The sequence below is a fragment of the Streptomyces durmitorensis genome (assembly GCF_023498005.1).
Lineage (GTDB): Bacteria > Actinomycetota > Actinomycetes > Streptomycetales > Streptomycetaceae > Streptomyces > Streptomyces durmitorensis.
In genome coordinates this window covers 2,534,045-2,550,362 of record NZ_CP097289.1, presented here as the reverse complement: position 1 = coordinate 2,550,362, position 16,318 = coordinate 2,534,045, and the positions used below count along the sequence as shown (strand labels likewise).

Annotated in this window: 11 protein-coding genes; 10 read left to right on the top strand and 1 reads right to left on the bottom strand. The window is 66.6% G+C overall.

What is annotated here, in order from left to right; translation table 11 throughout:
• Positions 1–187: 187 nt before the first annotated feature.
• Positions 188–4,063 carry a GH92 family glycosyl hydrolase gene (locus M4V62_RS11525; RefSeq protein WP_249587161.1) on the bottom strand — a complete coding sequence of 1,292 codons (3,876 nt, stop codon included), beginning with the start codon at positions 4,061–4,063 and terminating at the stop codon, positions 188–190.
• A gap of 548 nt (positions 4,064–4,611) precedes the next feature.
• On the opposite strand from M4V62_RS11525, the gene ngcE reads away from it, so the two are divergent.
• From ngcE to M4V62_RS11475, 10 genes are all read left to right on the top strand, one after another.
• Positions 4,612–6,045 carry an N-acetylglucosamine/diacetylchitobiose ABC transporter substrate-binding protein gene (ngcE, locus tag M4V62_RS11520; RefSeq protein WP_249587160.1) on the top strand — a complete coding sequence of 478 codons (1,434 nt, stop codon included), beginning with the start codon at positions 4,612–4,614 and terminating at the stop codon, positions 6,043–6,045.
• Between the two features lie 190 nt (positions 6,046–6,235).
• Positions 6,236–7,150, top strand: a complete 915-nt coding sequence (locus M4V62_RS11515) for a carbohydrate ABC transporter permease (RefSeq protein ID WP_249592790.1) — start codon at positions 6,236–6,238, stop codon at positions 7,148–7,150.
• A 21-nt stretch (positions 7,151–7,171) separates the two neighbouring features.
• Complete coding sequence (locus M4V62_RS11510) at positions 7,172–8,065, top strand: carbohydrate ABC transporter permease (protein WP_249587159.1); 894 nt, start codon at positions 7,172–7,174, stop codon at positions 8,063–8,065.
• A 150-nt stretch (positions 8,066–8,215) separates the two neighbouring features.
• Entirely contained in the window at positions 8,216–9,478 is a 1,263-nt protein-coding gene (locus tag M4V62_RS11505) for an ABC transporter substrate-binding protein (RefSeq protein WP_249587158.1), read from the top strand.
• Positions 9,479–9,607: 129 nt separating this feature from the next.
• A complete protein-coding gene (locus tag M4V62_RS11500) occupies positions 9,608–10,486 on the top strand; it encodes a carbohydrate ABC transporter permease (protein WP_249587157.1) in 879 nt (292 codons plus the stop codon).
• A complete protein-coding gene (locus M4V62_RS11495; RefSeq protein WP_249587156.1) occupies positions 10,486–11,376 on the top strand; it encodes a carbohydrate ABC transporter permease in 891 nt (296 codons plus the stop codon). The genes M4V62_RS11500 and M4V62_RS11495 overlap by 1 nt, the downstream gene beginning before the upstream one ends.
• A 208-nt stretch (positions 11,377–11,584) precedes the next feature.
• A complete protein-coding gene (locus M4V62_RS11490) occupies positions 11,585–12,784 on the top strand; it encodes an ROK family transcriptional regulator (protein WP_249587155.1) in 1,200 nt (399 codons plus the stop codon).
• 120 nt (positions 12,785–12,904) lie between these two features.
• Positions 12,905–13,990: a substrate-binding domain-containing protein gene (locus M4V62_RS11485; RefSeq protein WP_249587154.1), complete on the top strand. Its 1,086-nt coding sequence runs from the start codon at positions 12,905–12,907 to the stop codon at positions 13,988–13,990.
• 192 nt (positions 13,991–14,182) lie between these two features.
• Complete coding sequence (locus M4V62_RS11480; RefSeq protein ID WP_249587153.1) at positions 14,183–14,962, top strand: ATP-binding cassette domain-containing protein; 780 nt, start codon at positions 14,183–14,185, stop codon at positions 14,960–14,962.
• Positions 14,959–16,245, top strand: coding sequence for a sugar ABC transporter permease (locus M4V62_RS11475; protein WP_249587152.1), 1,287 nt, complete (start codon positions 14,959–14,961; stop codon positions 16,243–16,245). Before M4V62_RS11480 ends, M4V62_RS11475 begins: the two co-directional genes overlap by 4 nt.
• Positions 16,246–16,318 lie beyond the last annotated feature (73 nt).

Sequence of the window (16,318 nt, the reverse complement as noted above, 5' to 3'; positions counted from 1 at the left end):
AATGATCTCCCATCGATGGCGTGATCATGACAAAAGGTGTGTTACGAGGTGAGTCTGTATCCCTGAGGGGAGTGAGGACAGGTGTGTTCCGGCCAACGGTCCCGGCGGCCTCAGTGGGCGCATGCGAACGGGGGCGGGAGTGAACTCGCCACTCCCGCCCCCGCGTTGTGCGGTTCCTTCTGGTGGATCAGCTCAGGAGCTCGACCTCCGCGAGCGTCGAGGACCCGTCCGGCACGAGCCGGTAGTGCGCGTACGTCCCCGGCTTGTCGACCGTGAACACCCGGGTCTGCTTGTCCCAGGCGAAGGACTCGCCGGACCGCTTGTCCAGCTCCTTCCACTTCTGGCCGTCGGCGGAGCCTTCGAGCACCCAGCCGCGCGGCGCCTTCGCCTTGTCGGCGGACGACGTCAGCGTGTACTGAACGGCCTTGGTCTCCTTGGCGACCGGAAGGTCGACGGCGGAGTCCGAAGTGGCGTCCGTGGCCGAGGTGTTGTCGAAGAGCGCGCCGTCACCCTTGATGGCGTCACCGCGCGGCGACGGCACCTTGTCGTCCTGCGTGATGGACGCGGGCTGGGCGTTCTTGCCCGTGCCCCACGCCGACGGCTTCGGGCCCATGTCGAACTCCAGGACACCGCCCTTCGCGATCTCCTTGTGGGGCAGGGCGGTTGAGGTCCACTTCTTGCCGTTGACCTTCAGGCCCTGGACGTAGACGTTCTTCGCGCTGTTCTTCGGCGCCTTGACGACCAGGTCGCGCCCGCCGTCCAGGTGCACGGTCATCTTGGTGAACTGCGGTGAGCCGATGGCGTATTCGCCGCTGCCCATGACCAGCGGATAGAAGCCGAGCGAGGAGAAGAGGAACCAGGCCGACTGCTCGCCGTTGTCCTCGTCGCCGTGGTAGCCCTGCCCGATCTCGCTGCCGGTGTAGAGACGGGAGAGGACCTCGCGGACCTTCTCCTGCGTCTTGGACGGCTCACCGGCCGCGTCGTACATGTAGGCGGCGTGGTGGGCGACCTGGTTGGAGTGCCCGTACATGCCCATGCGTACGTCGCGTGCCTCGGTCATCTCGTGGATGACGCCCCCGTACGAGCCCGCGAACTCGGCGGACCCGGTCTCCGGAGTGGCGAAGTACGTGTCCAGCTTGTCGCCGAGGCCCTTGCGGCCGCCGTAGAGGTTGGCGAGGCCGCGCGAGTCCTGCGGGGCGGTGAAGGCATAGCCCCAGGCGTTCGTCTCCGTGTAGTCGTGACCCCACACGCGCGGGTCGAACTTCTCCGACGGGACGCGCCAGTCGCCCTTCTTGTCCTTGCCCTGGAAGAAGCCCGGCGCGGTGCCGCCTCCCGCCGCCTTGTCGTCGAAGAGCTTCACGTAGTCACGGGCGCGGTTGAGGAAGTACTCCGACTCCTCCTTGTAGTGCTTCTCGCCCGTCTTCTTGTACAGGGCCTGGCCCATGCGCGAGATGCCGTAGTCGTTGAGGTAGCCCTCAAGCGCCCAGGACAGGCCCTCGTGCGTCTCGCTCGGGGTGTAGCCGAGGAACGGGGAGGTCTCCATGCCCTTGCGGCCGACGCCCGAACTCGGCGGCACGACCGTCGCGTTCTTGAGTGCGGCGTCGTACGCGTCCTTGGCGTCGAAGTCCACGCCCTTGACGTACGCGTCGGCGAACGCCACGTCCGAGGAGGTGCCCGTCATCAGGTCCGCGTAGCCGGGCGAGGACCAACGCGACGTCCAGCCGCCGTCCTTGTACTGCTGGACGAAGCCGTCGACCAGCTCACCCGCCTTCTTCGGCGTGAGGAGCGAGTATGCGGGCCAGGTCGTCCGATACGTGTCCCAGAAGCCGTTGTTGACGTACGGCTTCCCGTCGACGATCTTCGCGCCCGTGTGGGTGGGGGTGTCGGGACCCGTCTGCGGAGAGAACGGCGACGCGTACTGGTACTTGGACTTGCCGTCCGCCGAAGTGACCTTCTCGAAGCCCGAGTTGGGGTAGAGGTAGAGGCGGTACAGACTGGAGTAGAGCGAGGTCTTCTGGCCCTCGCTCGCGCCCTCCACTTCGACCTTGCCGAGGATGTCGTCCCAGCTCTTCTGCGCGCCGTTCTTCACGCGGTCGAAGGAGGTGCCGGACGGGATCTCGCGGTCGAGGTTGGCCTTGGCCTGGTCGAGGCTGATGAGCGAGGTGGCCAGGCGCAGGTTGACCGTGCGGTCCTTGCCCGCCTTGAAGCGCAGATAGCCGGTGACATCACCGCCGCCACCGCCTTCGAGCTTGCCGCCCGCCGTGACGGGCGAGTCGAAGGTGCCGTACACGAAGAGGCGTGTGGCGCCGGTGGAGAGCCCGGACTTGACGTCCGAGAATCCGCTGACGATCCCCCTCTCCTCGTCGAGGGTGAGGCCGCCCTTCTCCGAGACGTTGTCGAAGATGACGCTCGCGTCGTCACCGGGATAGGTGAACTTCATCATCGCCGCGTGATCGGTCGGGGCCATCTCGGCCTTCAGACCGTTCTCGAACGTCACGCCGTAGTAGTGCGGGCGTGCCGTCTCCTTCTCGTGCTTGAAGGGAAGGGCGCGCTTGGTGCGGGACGCCGACGGGGTGTCCTTGTCGACCGACGGCATCATCTGGAAGGTCTGCCGGTCGCCCATCCACGGGCTCGGCTCGTGGCTCGCGCTGAACGCCTGGATCGTCGGCAGGTTGTCCGAGTTGTTGCCGCGCGCGTAGTCGTAGAGCCAGCTCAGGGAGCCCGCGTTGGTCACCGGAGTCCAGAAGTTGAAGCCGTGCGGCACGGCCGTCGCCGGGAAGGTGTTGCCGCGCGAGAAGCCGCCGCTGGAGTTGGTGCCACGGGTGGTGTCCGCGTAGTCCGAAGGGTGGGCCTTCGGCTTCGCCGGGGCCTTCTCCTTCAGGGACACGTCGTCCACCCAGCCACGGAACTTCGCCGGGCCCTTGGGGGAGTCGTACGCGAGGAGCACCCGGTCCACGGTCCTGCCGCGCGCGACCTGCCCGATCCGGGAGGCCACGTTGTTCCACTGGTTGACGTAGAGGCCCTTCGCGGCGCCCTGGCCCTGCGGATTCAGCGGGAAGCCGTGCTGGTCCATGGCCTTGAGGTCACTCAGATAGGTGCCGTCGGTGAAGGCCAGGTCCATGGACACGTTCGTGGCGTCGTAATCGAGGTCGCCCTCCGCCATGGACGGGAAGACCCGGTACGACAGCTCGGTGTCACGCCGCACCGCGACGTTCACGTCGAAGACCTTGTTGTACGAGTAGCCGCGGGCGTCCGCCTTGTGGGTGCCCGCGTAACGCATCGCGTGCTTGCCGGTGAACCCGGCGCCCGCCTTCGCGGTCGGGGAGCCGCTGGGGCCGCGGTCCACGAGGGAGAGCATGTCCTCGGGGACCGGCGCCTCGCTGCCGCCGACGGAGAGCTGGACGTCGGCGAGCTGGAGGGCGTCGGACGCGCCGTTGTTGGCGGTGATGTCCAGGCGGAAGTGCGCGTACGCCGTGTCGTTCTGGAAGTCGTACTTCTTCGTCTGGTGGCGCTTGTCGAACGCCTCACCCTTGCGGGTGTCGAGGACCTTCCAGTCCTTGCCGTCCGTGGAGCCCTGAAGGGTCCAGTCCTTGGGGTCGCGCTCGTCGTGGTCGTTGGCCGACGTGAGCGCGTATGTCACGACCTTGGCGGGTTCGTCCAGGTCGAACTCCGCCCACCCGGTGGGCTCGAAGGAGAGCCACTTGCTGGTGGGCTCACCGTCGACGAGGTTCTCCTTGACCTCGCCGCCGCCCGCGTTCTCGTCGCTGGCGCGGACCTCGGTCACGTGGTCGTTCACACTGCCGGGGATCCCCGAACTGAACGCGCCGTTGACGCCGGCGGTCCGCTTCTTGCCGTCGGGGCCGGTCTCGACGGTGTTCAGCCAGTCGGGCTGGGCTTCGCCCTCCTCGAACGAGGAGACGAACTCCTTGGCCGCTCTGGGCGGTTCCTCCGGCTTGGCGACGGCGGCGCCCTGCGCTGTCGCGACGAGCGTGAACGCGGCCGCTCCCAGGATCGCGGCCGAACGGTGGTGTCTGAAGCGAGGTCTGCGTGATCTGTGCGGCATCCCCGAGCCCCTCCCTGCGAGTTGGACAACGTTGTCACATCGCTGCGCAAGGTCCAGTAGTGCGTCAAGTTGCCGGTGGTGTCAAGGCTGTTGGAAGGGTCGGCGGGAGCCGGAGGGGAACGGATCGGGCCGCGGGACCAGGGGGAAAGTCCAAGGGGAGTGAGGGGAAAGTCCAACGAGGTGCGTGGCGGGGGGAGGCAAGATCGTGGGCGAGGCGGCGGGGTCCAAACACCCGCAAACCTCAAGGAAACGCCGTCGATACCTCGGGTCGAATTTGCTCACGCCGTGAACGAACCGGTCCACATCTCCGCGAGGTCTCAACTAGGGAAAGACTGCTGGCCGAAGCTGCATTCGATCTTGCTCTGCTGCCGATGAGTGGACTATACCTATCGGCACCCTGAGTGGCGGGTGCGAGCCCTTGCCATGTAGTTGTCGCACGTATCGCACCACCAAAGCTTCAACTGACCCGCGGTGTCGGGCCCTTCGCCTTCGGCGAGCTGTCGGGAGCCCCGTACGCCGCCTGAGTCCTGGAAGGCGAGGACTTGAGCATGGGATCCACCAGCATCAACCGTCGTGACGTGATGAAGAGGGCGGCGGCCACCAGCCTTCTCGCAGTACCGGCCGTGGGCGCCCTGAGCTCCTGCGCGAGCGGTGGCGGCGAAGAGAACAAGGCGGAGAAGGGCGAGAAGTCCAAGAAGAATCCGCTCGGCGTGAAGGCGGACGCCGGGCTCGCCGTGGTCGTCTTCAACGGCGGTTATGGCGACAAGTACGCCCAGTTCGTGACCGACATGTACAAGAAGCGGTACCCGGACTCGGACGCCGGCCAGAAGTCGACGACGAAGATCGCCACTCAGGTGCAGCCGAAGATCGTCCGTGGCAAGCCGACGGCCGACGTCATCAACAACTCCGGCGCCGACCAGATGAACCCCGGCAAGCTGGTCTCCAACAAGCAGGTGGCGGACCTCACCGAGCTGCTCGACGCGCCGTCGTGGGACGACCCGAGCGTCAAGGTGCGCGACATCCTCGAACCGGCGGTCGAGGCGAGCGGCAACTTCGGTGGCTCGGGGACGTTCCAGGCCGGCATCTCGCTGACGGTCTACGGCACCTTCTACTCCAAGAAGCTCCTTGAGGAGGGCCTGGACTCCGCGTACCCGAAGACGTGGGACGAGATGCTGGCCGTCTGCAAGAAGGCCAAGGCCAAGGGCATCCACGGCTGGAGCTACCCGGGCGGCCACCCCCGGTACATGTTCTTCAGCATCTACACGATGTTCGCGCAGCGCGGCGGGCGCGAGATCACCACGGCCATGGACCACCTGGAGCCGGGCGCCTGGAAGAACGACGCGGTCAAGGACGTCTTCGAGGCCTGGGAGGAACTGGTCGCCAAGAAGTACGTGCTTACCGGCTTCGACGGCACCGAGGCGCACACCGAGATGCAGACCGCCTGGACCAAGGGCGGCAAGTGCGTCTTCGTGCCCAACGGTTCCTGGGTGGAGAACGAGGCCAAGGACACCACCCCGAAGGACTTCGGGATGTCGTTCGGCCCGAGCCCGTCTCTGGATTCGGGCGACAAGATGCCGTTCGGCACGATCAACGCGCCGGCCGGTGAGTTCTACGTCGTCCCCGAGAAGGCGCAGAACCGGCAGGGCGGCCTGGAGTGGCTGCGGGCGATGTACAGCAAGGAGGCCGCCCTGAACAACTTCAAGGAGCTCTCCGCCCTCCCGGTGGTCAAGGGGGCCATCGACGGTCAGAAGATGCCGCACGGTGTGGCGAGCGTGCAGGCGGCGATCAAGACCGCCGGCGAGAACGTCGTCATCGCAAAGCACATGGACTGGTACAACGAGCTGTTCCGCGAGGACTTCAACAACATGATCGCCAAGTTCATGCTGGGCCAGATCGGTACCAAGCAGGCCATGGACATCATGGAGAAGGCCGGGGCCCGGATCCTCAAGGACCCTGACGTCGTCAAGGTCAAGAAGTCCTGATCAGCGGCGGATCGACCGAGAACGCGGGCACGTGAACGAGGCGGGGCGGAGTGGCGTGAAGACTGACACCCGGGTGGACGATTCCCCACCCTCGAAGAAGGCACCGGACCCGACAGGCCGGCCCAAGTCGCCGAACGGGCTGCTGTTCCTCCTGGCAGTACTGCTGCCGCCCCGCTTCACCCCGCAGAGCGTGCGCTACGACCGGCGCTACCGGACGCTCGACAAGTACCGCTTCATCGCGGGCTTCCTGGCGCTGCCGCTCGCGTTCTACGCCCTGTTCGTGATCTCGCCCTTCATCCAGGCGATCTACTACTCGTTCACGGACTGGTCCGGTGGGCCGGTGGCGAACTTCATCGGCTTCGACAACTTCACGAAGATGTGGAACGACGAGCGCTTCTGGGACTCCCTGGAAGTGAGCGTCATCCTGGCGGTCGTCGCCCCGCTGATCACGCTTGTGCTCGGCATGTTCTTCGCGTACATGATCACGTCGGGCGGCCGGCACCGTAAGGGCCAGGCCATCGCCGGTGTCGCGGGCTCGTCGTTCTACAAGGTCGTCTACTTCTTCCCCCAGGTCCTGTCCGTCGCGATCATCGCCGTGGTCTGGGGCCGCGTCTTCAACACCAACAGCGGCCTGATCAACGGCGGGCTCGACAAGGTGGGGTTCGACGGCCCCGCCTGGCTGGGCGGCGACCGCTCACTCGCGCTCATCGCGGTGATGATCGTGCTCTCCTGGAGCTTCGTCGGCTTCTATGTGGTGCTGTTCTCCGCCGCGATGGGCGCGATCCCCAGGGACATCTACGAGGCGGCGCTGCTCGACGGCGCGGGCCGGGGACGGACCTTCTTCAGCGTGACGCTCCCGCTGATCTGGGACACCGTGCGGACCGGCTGGATCTACATGGGCATCCAGGCGCTCGACTCGTTCGCGATCGTCCTGGTCATGGTTCCCGAACACGTCCTGAAGGTCACCCCGGTCTTCCTCTACGAACGGTTCCGTGACGGTCAGTACGGCTATGCCACGTCCATCGGCGTCGTCCTCCTCGTCCTCAGCATGGCGTTCTCGCTGATCGTCATGAGGATCGGGAACCGCGACCGGATCGAATACTAAAGACCGCGGGAGCACTGCATCATGACCACGACCACCGCGCCCCGCGCCGAGTCCGCCGACACATCCCGCCGAGAGGGCGATTCGGCGAGCGGCGCGACCCTGAACGTCTTCTCGCACGCCTTCCTCGTCCTGTGGGTGGTCCTCGCGGCGGGCCCCCTGATCTGGGTCGCCCTCACCGCGCTGCGCCCCTCGGTCGAGATCCTCAGCGATCCGATGGGCTGGCCGACCTCCTTCCACTGGGAGAACTTCACCAACGCGTGGACCGAGGCGAGCATCGGCCAGTACGCCATCAACTCGGTGATCATCCTGGCGGGTTCGCTGACCGGCACCATGCTGCTCGGCTCGATGGCGGCCTATGTGATCGCCCGCTTCACCTTCCCGGGCAACCGGTTCATCTTCATGCTCTTCGCGGGCGGCATGATGTTCCCCGTCATCCTCGCCCTCGTCCCGCTCTTCGCGGTCATGGAGAACTTCGGCCTCCTGGACACCAGGCCGGGCCTGATGATCGCGTACATCGCGTACTCGCTGCCCTTCACCGTCTTCTTCCTGACGTCCTTCTTCCGTACGCTGCCGACCGGCGTCCAGGAGGCGGCGATGGTCGACGGGGCCTCGCACACGCGGACGTTCTTCCAGATCATGCTGCCGATGGCCAAGCCGGGCCTGGTCAGCATCGGCATCTTCAACTTCCTCGGCCAGTGGAACCAGTACCTGCTCCCGCTGCTGCTCAACAACGAGGAGGAGAGCAGGTACGTGCTGCCGCAGGGACTGGCCACGCTGGCGGTCTCGCAGGGGTACCGGGGCGACTGGGGAGCGCTCTTCGCGGGCCTGACGATCGCGATGCTTCCGGTGCTCGTCGTCTATGCCGTGTTCCAGCGTCAGGTGCAGGCCGGGCTCACCGCGGGGGCTCTCAAGTGACCCTGACCGCCGGTGATTTCAGCTTGGCCACGAAAGTGGTCTAGGCCTGTCGCGTCAATTCCGGCCGTGAGTAATGTCGGCCCCACGGCGCCGCGGGGGGAACCTTTTGCCCGCGTTCAAGTCGACACCGATGTCGAAGGGTTGAACAGCATGAGGAATCGAGTAATCGCCACCGGTGCGGCAACGCTCGCGATGGCACTGGGACTTACCGCGTGCGGCGGTGACAGCGACAGCGGCGACGGCAAGACCATCAAGCTCGTCGCCGCCGACTACGGCGACAAGGCCTCCAACGCCTCCAAGAAGTACTGGGACGGCGTGAAGAAGGACTTCGAGGCGGAGAACAAGGGCTACAAGGTCGACGTCCAGGTCATCAACTGGAACGAGATCGACAAGTCCGTCAAGAACATGATCCAGGCGGGCAACCAGCCCGACCTGCTCCAGACCGGCGGCTACGCCGACAAGGTCGCCGACGACCTGCTCTACAAGGCGGACGAGGTCCTTTCGCCCAAGACGCGGGAGAACCTCATCCCCACCTTCGCCAAGGCCGGCGAGGTCGACGGCACCCAGTACGGCATCCCATGGGTGTCCTCGAGCCGCGTGATGTTCTACAACAAGGCCGTCCTGAAGAAGGCGGGCGTGAAGACGCCGCCCAAGACCTGGGACGAACTCGCCGCCGCCGCAAAGAAGATCAAGTCCTCCAAGGCCGCCGACACCCCGTACGCCCTGCCGCTCGGCCCCGAGGAGACCCAGGGCGAGACGATGATGTGGGAGCTCGGCAACGGCGGTGGCTACACCGACGCGAGCGGCAAGTACACGCTCGACAGCGCCAAGAACGTCGAGACCTTCGACTGGCTCCAGAAGAACCTGGTCAAGCCCGGCCTCACGTACTCCAACCCGGCCTCCACCGACCGCAAGACGGCCTTCGCGGACTTCGCGGCCGGCAAGGTCGGCATGCTGAATGGCCACCCGAGCCTGATCCAGATGGCCAAGGACGGCAAGGTCGACTACGGCGTCGCGCCGATCCCCGGCAAGACGGGCCCGCTGGAGTCCACCCTCGGTGTCGCCGACTGGATGATGGCGTTCAAGGACGGCGGCGCGGAGAAGGAAGGCGTCAAGAAGTTCCTGGACTTCACGTACTCCAAGAAGATGCTGGAGTTCGACGAGATGTACAACCTGATGCCCGTCACCCAGGACACGCTCAAGGAGATGCAGACCAACGGCAAGCACAAGGACCTGGAGCCGTTCTTCGAGGTCCTGCCGAACGCCAAGTTCTACCCGCTGGGCGACACCTCGTGGGACGTCATCTCCGCGGAGATGAAGAAGACCGGTGGCAAGGCCGCGAGCGACGACCCGAAGTCGGTCCTCGGTGACCTCCAGAAGAAGGCGGAAGACGCCGCGGCCGCGGCCAAGTAGCCCGCAGGCAGCGCCTCTTCGTCCCGTACATCTCGTACGTCCCGTTCGCTAGGAGACCTTGTGTCACTGAAGGCCCCTCCGCCCCCGGCCGACACCGGCCGGGGACGGAGCGGGCGCGCACCCAGGCCGGTGAGCCGTCGCAGCGGCATCGCCCGACTCGGCCCGCTGCCCTGGATAGCGCCCGTCATCCTGCTGATCCTCGCCGTGGTCATCTGGCCGGTCGTCGAGCTGATCCGCACCTCGTTCCTCAACATCTCCATCGCCGGGATCGTGCGCGGCAGCGCGGGGACCGACAAGTACAAGAAGCTCTTCGACGAGACCGACTTCGGGGCGGTCCTGCTCTGGACGGTCGTGTGGACCGTCGTCGTCGTGACCGTGACGATGCTGCTCTCGCTGGCCCTCGCCCAGCTGTTCAACCAGAAGTTCCCCGGCCGCACCGTCACCCGCTGGGCGCTCATCGCGCCCTGGGCGGCATCCGTCCTGATGACCGCCATCGGCTTCAAGTGGATGCTCAACCAGACCGCGGGCGTGCTCAACACGCTGATGCTGGACCTCGGCCTGATCGACAACTCCAAGGACTGGCTCGGCAAGCCGGAGACGGCCTGGCCGTGGATGATGGCCGTCGCGATCTTCGTGTCGCTGCCCTTCACCACGTACACGCTGCTCGCCGGGCTCCAGACCATCCCTGGTGAGGTCTACGAGGCGTCGCGGATCGACGGGGCGGGCGGCTGGCAGACGTACCGGCACATCACGCTGCCGATGCTGCGGCCCGCGTTCCTCGTCGGCGTGGTCATCAACCTCATCAACGTCTTCAACTCCTTCCCGATCATCTGGGCCATGACGCAGGGCGGTCCCGGCTATGACACCTCCACGACCATGGTGTTCATGTACAAGCTGAAGGAGACCGACATCGGCGAATCCGCCGCCATGTCCGTGGTCAACTTCGCGATGGTCGTCGTGCTCGTGCTGATCTTCCTGAAGGTCAGCCGGTGGAACGAGGAGGACTGATGGCCACCGCGACGGCTCCCCGGGCGGGGTCCCCGAAGGGCCCCGCGCCCCAGCACAAGCCCAGGCCCAAGCGCACGTTCCGGCCGCGCACCCTGGTCATCACGGTGGTCGCCTGGGCGCTCGCGGCGATCTTCCTCGCTCCGTACCTGGAGATGGTGATCACCGCGCTCCGCCCCAAGAGCGAGCTGCGCGACCGGACCTACCTGCCGCAGGACCTGGAGTGGTCGAACTTCATCGAGGTCTGGAAGGAGTCGGAGCTCGGCCAGAACCTCCAGGTGACCCTCCTTGTCGCGGGCGGGGCGACGCTCCTCGTCCTCCTGGTCTCGCTGCCCGCCGCGTACTACACGGCGCGCATGCGCTACCGCGGACGCAAGGCCTTCCTGCTCCTCGTCCTGATCACCCAGATGTTCCAGCCCACCGCCCTCCTGGTCGGTCTCTACCGCGAGTTCCACCAGCTGGACATGCTCAACTCGGTCTGGACGCTGATCATCACCAACGCGGCGTTCAACCTCGCGTTCGCGGTGTGGATCCTGACGGCCTACATCAGCTCCATCCCACCGGAGCTGGAGGAGGCGGCCATGGTGGACGGCACGAGCCGCTTCGGCGCGATGGTGAAGGTGACCCTGCCGCTCGCGCTGCCGGGCGTGGTCACCGCGGTGATCTTCACTTTCATCACCTCGTGGAACGAGTTCGTGATGGGCCTCACGCTCACCACCGAGCCCGACAAGCAGCCGCTGACCGTCGGCATCAACAACTTCATCGGCGCCTACACCGTGGAGTGGAACTACCTCTTCGCGGCCTCCGTGGTGGCGATCGTGCCGGTCATCGTGCTGTTCGCCTTCATCGAGCGGCACGTGGTCTCGGGTCTCACCGCGGGATCGGTCAAGTAACGGATCGGCCCTCGCAGGCCGGGTCTGGGTGGTTTGGGGTGCATCCTCGCCGCTTGGACCCGGCCTGTCCGCTGTTCAGGAGCGCCGATTTACGTCAAGGACTTGACTGCGCCAACCCGTTCAGCAGAGCTTGGAGTTCACAACTTGTACGGGCGGCGACGTAGCTGCCACTTCATTAACGTCATACGGAATAAGGGTGGCTGAGTCAATGGAGACTCCGGGGTCGCAGTCGTCGCTGCACCGGGCCAATCTCGAGCGGGTCGTACGTGCCGTACGGCTCGCCGGGTCGCTCACTCAGGCGGAGATCGCCAGGACGACGGGCCTGTCCGCGGCCACGGTCTCCAACATCGTCCGGGAGCTCAAGGACGGCGGAACGGTCGAGGTCACGCCCACCTCGGCAGGCGGCCGCAGGGCCCGCAGCGTCTCGCTCAGCGGCGACGCGGGCATCGTCATCGGCGTCGACTTCGGCCACACGCACCTGCGCGTGGCCGTGGGGAACCTCGCCCACCAGGTGCTCGCCGAGGAGGCCGAGCCGCTGGACGTGGACGCGTCGGCCGCGCAGGGCTTCGACCGCGCCGAGCAGCTGGTCAGCAGGCTGATCGCGGTGACCGGCGTGGACCGCACGAAGATCGCGGGCATCGGCCTCGGCGTGCCGGGCCCCATCGACGTGGAGTCGGGCACGCTCGGCTCGACCTCGATCCTGCCGGGCTGGACCGGCACCAAGCCCGCCGAGGAGCTCAAGGACCGCCTCGGCGTCCCCGTGCACGTCGACAACGACGCCAACCTCGGTGCGCTCGGCGAGCTGGTCTGGGGGAGCGGTCGCGGGGTCAAGGACCTCGCGTACATCAAGGTCGCGAGCGGTGTCGGCGCCGGTCTGGTGATCAGCGGGCGGATCTACCGCGGCCCCGGCGGCACCGCGGGGGAGATCGGGCACATCACCCTGGACGAGTCGGGCCCGGTCTGCCGCTGCGGCAACCGCGGCTGCCTGGAGACCTTCACCGCGGCCCGCTACGTGCTGCCCCTGCTCCAGTCCAGCCACGGCACCGAGCTGACCATGGAGCGCGTGGTCGCCCTCGCGCGTGAGGGCGACCCGGGCTGCCGCCGGGTGATCGCGGACGTCGGCCGGCACATCGGCAGCGGCGTGGCGAACCTCTGCAACCTCCTGAACCCCAGCCGTGTCGTCCTCGGCGGCGACCTGGCGGAGGCCGGTGAGCTGGTCCTGGGGCCCATCAGGGAGTCCGTGGGGCGCTATGCCATCCCCAGCGCGGCGCGCCAGCTCTCCGTCCTTCCAGGGGCCCTGGGGGGCCGCGCCGAAGTCCTCGGCGCCCTGGCTCTCGCACTCAGCGAAATGGGCGATTCAACCCTTTTGGACGGCTCGCTGCCCGCGACCGCACCTGCCTTCACTTAGATAACGCATGGCACCGTTGTCATCTCGTTAAGGATTTACTCCTTGACGCTGGTGTGGCGGCCGAGTTGACTTCGAGCCACCTCGGCCGCAACGACGCGGCCACGTCAGGGAGGTTGGACAGTGAACACCCATCTGCGTCGTGCCGCGATAGCCATGACCGCTACCGCGATGGCCGTTTCCCTTGCCGCTTGTGGCGAGGCTGGTGGCGGTGACAAGGGAGACGGGGACAACAAGACCATCGGTCTGTTGCTGCCCGAGAGCAAGACCACGCGTTACGAGTCCTTCGACTACCCGCTGATCAAGGCGAAGGTCCAGGAGCTCTGCTCCGACTGCAAGATCAATTACAAGAACGCCTCCGAGAACGTCTCGACCCAGAAGCAGCAGTTCGACGACCTCGTCGACTCCGGCGTCAAGGTCATCATTCTGGACGCGGTCGACTCCGGTGCCACCAAGGCGTGGGTGCAGGAGGCGAAGAAGAAGGACATCAAGGTCGTGGCGTACGACCGCCTCGCCGAGGGTCCGGTCTCCGCGTACGTCTCCTTCGACAACGAGAAGATCGGCAAGCTCCAGGGCCAGGGCATCATCAACGCCCTGGGGGACAAGGCCAAGGACTCCAATGTCGTCATGATCAACGGCAAGGAGTCCGACCCGAACGCCGCCCTCTTCAAGAAGGGCGCGCACTCGGTCCTCGACGGCAAGGTCAAGAAGGTCGTCTACGAGCAGACCGGTGAGTGGGACCCGAAGATCGCGGGCGAGAAGATGGGCACCGCCATCACCTCCCTGGGCAAGGACGGCTTCGACGCCGTCTACTCCGCCAACGACGGCATGGCGGGCGGCATCGTCGCGGCGCTCCAGTCGGCCAAGGTCAAGGGGATCCCGGTCGGCGGCCAGGACGCCGAACTCGCGGGCATCCAGCGGATCCTGAAGGGCACGCAGGCCTTCACGATCTACAAGCCCTACAAGCCCGAGGCCGAGAAGACCGCCGAGGTCGCGGTCAAGCTCCTCAAGGGCGAGAAGATCGACTCGCTGGTGACGGCCAAGCTCGACAGCCCCAGCGACAAGGCGATCCCGTCGGCCCTCGTCCAGGCCTTCGTCGTCACCAAGGACGACATCAAGGACACCGTGGTCAAGGACAAGTTCTACAAGACGAGCGAGATCTGCACCCCGGACTTCGCCAAGGCCTGCGCGGACGCCGGCATCAAGTAGCCGCGTTGCAGGCAACGGACTCGTACGGCGTCTCGGTCCCCTTCACGCTTGCCCCGCTGTCGGGGGCCAGGACGCCGTACGTCTGCTCGCCTTCCTGCCTCACCCCCCTTAGCCCACACATCAACATCCCGCCGTACGCCATGTCCGTACGGCCTCCGCCGCACCCCTCGGCGGACGAAGGAGATGGTTTGCATGTCCGCTCCGCCCGTGCTGGCGTTGCGCGGAGTCTCCAAGCGCTTCGGTGCCGTTCAGGCGCTCACCGATGTCGAACTGGAAGTACACGCAGGTCAAGTGGTCGCCCTGGTCGGCGACAACGGAGCCGGTAAGTCGACCCTGGTCAAGACGATCGCCGGGGTCCACCCGATCGACGAGGGCACCATCGAGTGGGACGGCAAGCCCGTCTCCATCTCGCGCCCGCACGACGCCCAGGGACTCGGTGTCGCGACCGTCTACCAGGACCTCGCACTCTGCGACAACCTGGACGTCGTGGCCAACCTGTTCCTCGGTCGTGAGCTCGGCCGCGCCAAGGTCCTCGACGAGGTGGCGATGGAGAAGCGTGCCAAGGAGCTCCTTGACACCCTCTCCATCCGCATCCCGAGCGTGCGCATCCCGATCGCCTCGCTCTCCGGCGGTCAGCGCCAGGTCGTCGCGATCGCGCGCGCCCTGGTCGGCAACCCCAAGCTGGTGATCCTCGACGAGCCCACCGCGGCGCTCGGCGTCGAGCAGACCGCACAGGTCCTCGACCTGGTCGAGCGGCTGCGCGAGCGCGGCCTCGCGGTGCTCCTCATCAGCCACAACATGGCCGACGTCAAGGCCGTCGCCGACGACGTGGCCGTCCTGCGCCTCGGTCGCAACAACGGTGTCTTCGACGTCAAGGACACCAGCAACGAAGAGATCATCGCCGCGATCACCGGAGCCACGGAGAACGCCGTGACCCGGCGCAAGGCGCGCAACGCGGAGGCCGCGAAGTGAGTGAGACCGTGAACACCCCACCGCAGAAGGTGGACGCTCAGGCCCCGGCCGCCGCCGCCATCCCGGTCGTCGACCCGCGCCTGCTCGTCCGTGAGCAGGGCTTCGCCGGCTACCTCACCGAGTTCAAGCGCAAGATCAAGGGCGGCGAGCTCGGCTCCATACCGGTCGTCACCGGCCTGATCGTGATCTGGGCGATCTTCGAGATAACGACCGGTCGATTCCTCGACCCGTCCAACCTCAGCAACATCGCGCAGTACATCGTCGGCCCCGGTCTCATCGCGACCGGCATCGTCTTCGTCCTGCTGCTCGGCGAGATCGACCTGTCGGTCGGCTCGGTCGCCGGTCTCACCGCCGCGGTCAGCTCGGTCCTCGCGATCAAGCAGGACGTGAACGAAGGCCTCGCCGTCATCGTCGGCCTGGCGGCCGCCGCCGCGATCGGCGCCCTGCACGGCTTCTTCTTCGCCAAGATCGGGGTCCCGGCCTTCGTCGTGACACTGGCGGGCTTCCTGGGGTGGAGCGGCCTTCAGCTGTACGTCCTCGGCAACACCCTGAGCCTGAACAACCTCTCCGACGGCATCATCTACAACCTGAACAACTACTACTTCAGCGATGTCGCCGCCGCCTACGGCCTCGCGACCGTCGCGGTCCTCGCGTACGGCTACTCCCAGTGGAGCCAGCGTCTGCGCCGCAAGGCCGCCGACCTGCCGCACCGCCCGGTCAGCGAGCTGGCCCTGCGCACCGGGGTCGTCGCGGTCCTCGCCTACGTCGTGGCCTTCGTCCTGAACCAGGAGGACGGCCTGCCCCTCGGCCTGACCGTCTTCGTCGCCGTGGTGGTCCTCGCCAGCTTCGTGCTGCGCCGCACCAACTACGGGCGCCAGGTCTTCGCGGTCGGCGGTGGCGTCGAGGCGGCCCGCAGGGCCGGCATCAACGTCGTATGGATCCGGATCTCCGTGTTCACGATCTCCGGCTTCCTCGGCGGCCTGGGCGGCCTCTTCATCGCCTCCCAGTCCGGCGTCGCCGACTCGAACCTCGGCGGCGGTGACACCCTGATGCTGGCGATCGCCGCGGCGGTCATCGGCGGCACCAGCCTCTTCGGCGGCCGGGGCACCCCCTGGTCGGCCCTGCTCGGCATCCTGGTCATCCAGTCGATCATGACGGGCCTGTACATGTCGGGCAGCTCCAGCAAGGCGGTGCAGTCGATGATCACGGGTGCCGTACTCCTTGCCGCTGTCGTGCTCGACTCCGTCTCCCGCAGGAGCCAGAAGGCGGCAGGACGCGCCTGACCTGGAAGAACCCAGAGCAGAGCTGCCCGGCACCGCAATGGAGCGGTGCCGGGCAGCTCTCTGTCCGCCGCCG

Bases quoted from the DNA above. Each gene is read 5' to 3' on its own strand.
- M4V62_RS11525 (WP_249587161.1), bottom strand. From the start codon at position 4,063: ATGCCGCACAGATCACGCAGACCTCGCTTCAGACACCACCGTTCGGCC.
- ngcE (WP_249587160.1), top strand. From the start codon at position 4,612: ATGGGATCCACCAGCATCAACCGTCGTGACGTGATGAAGAGGGCGGCG.
- M4V62_RS11510 (WP_249587159.1), top strand. From the start codon at position 7,172: ATGACCACGACCACCGCGCCCCGCGCCGAGTCCGCCGACACATCCCGC.
- M4V62_RS11505 (WP_249587158.1), top strand. From the start codon at position 8,216: ATGAGGAATCGAGTAATCGCCACCGGTGCGGCAACGCTCGCGATGGCA.
- M4V62_RS11495 (WP_249587156.1), top strand. From the start codon at position 10,486: ATGGCCACCGCGACGGCTCCCCGGGCGGGGTCCCCGAAGGGCCCCGCG.
- M4V62_RS11490 (WP_249587155.1), top strand. From the start codon at position 11,585: ATGGAGACTCCGGGGTCGCAGTCGTCGCTGCACCGGGCCAATCTCGAG.
- M4V62_RS11480 (WP_249587153.1), top strand. From the start codon at position 14,183: ATGTCCGCTCCGCCCGTGCTGGCGTTGCGCGGAGTCTCCAAGCGCTTC.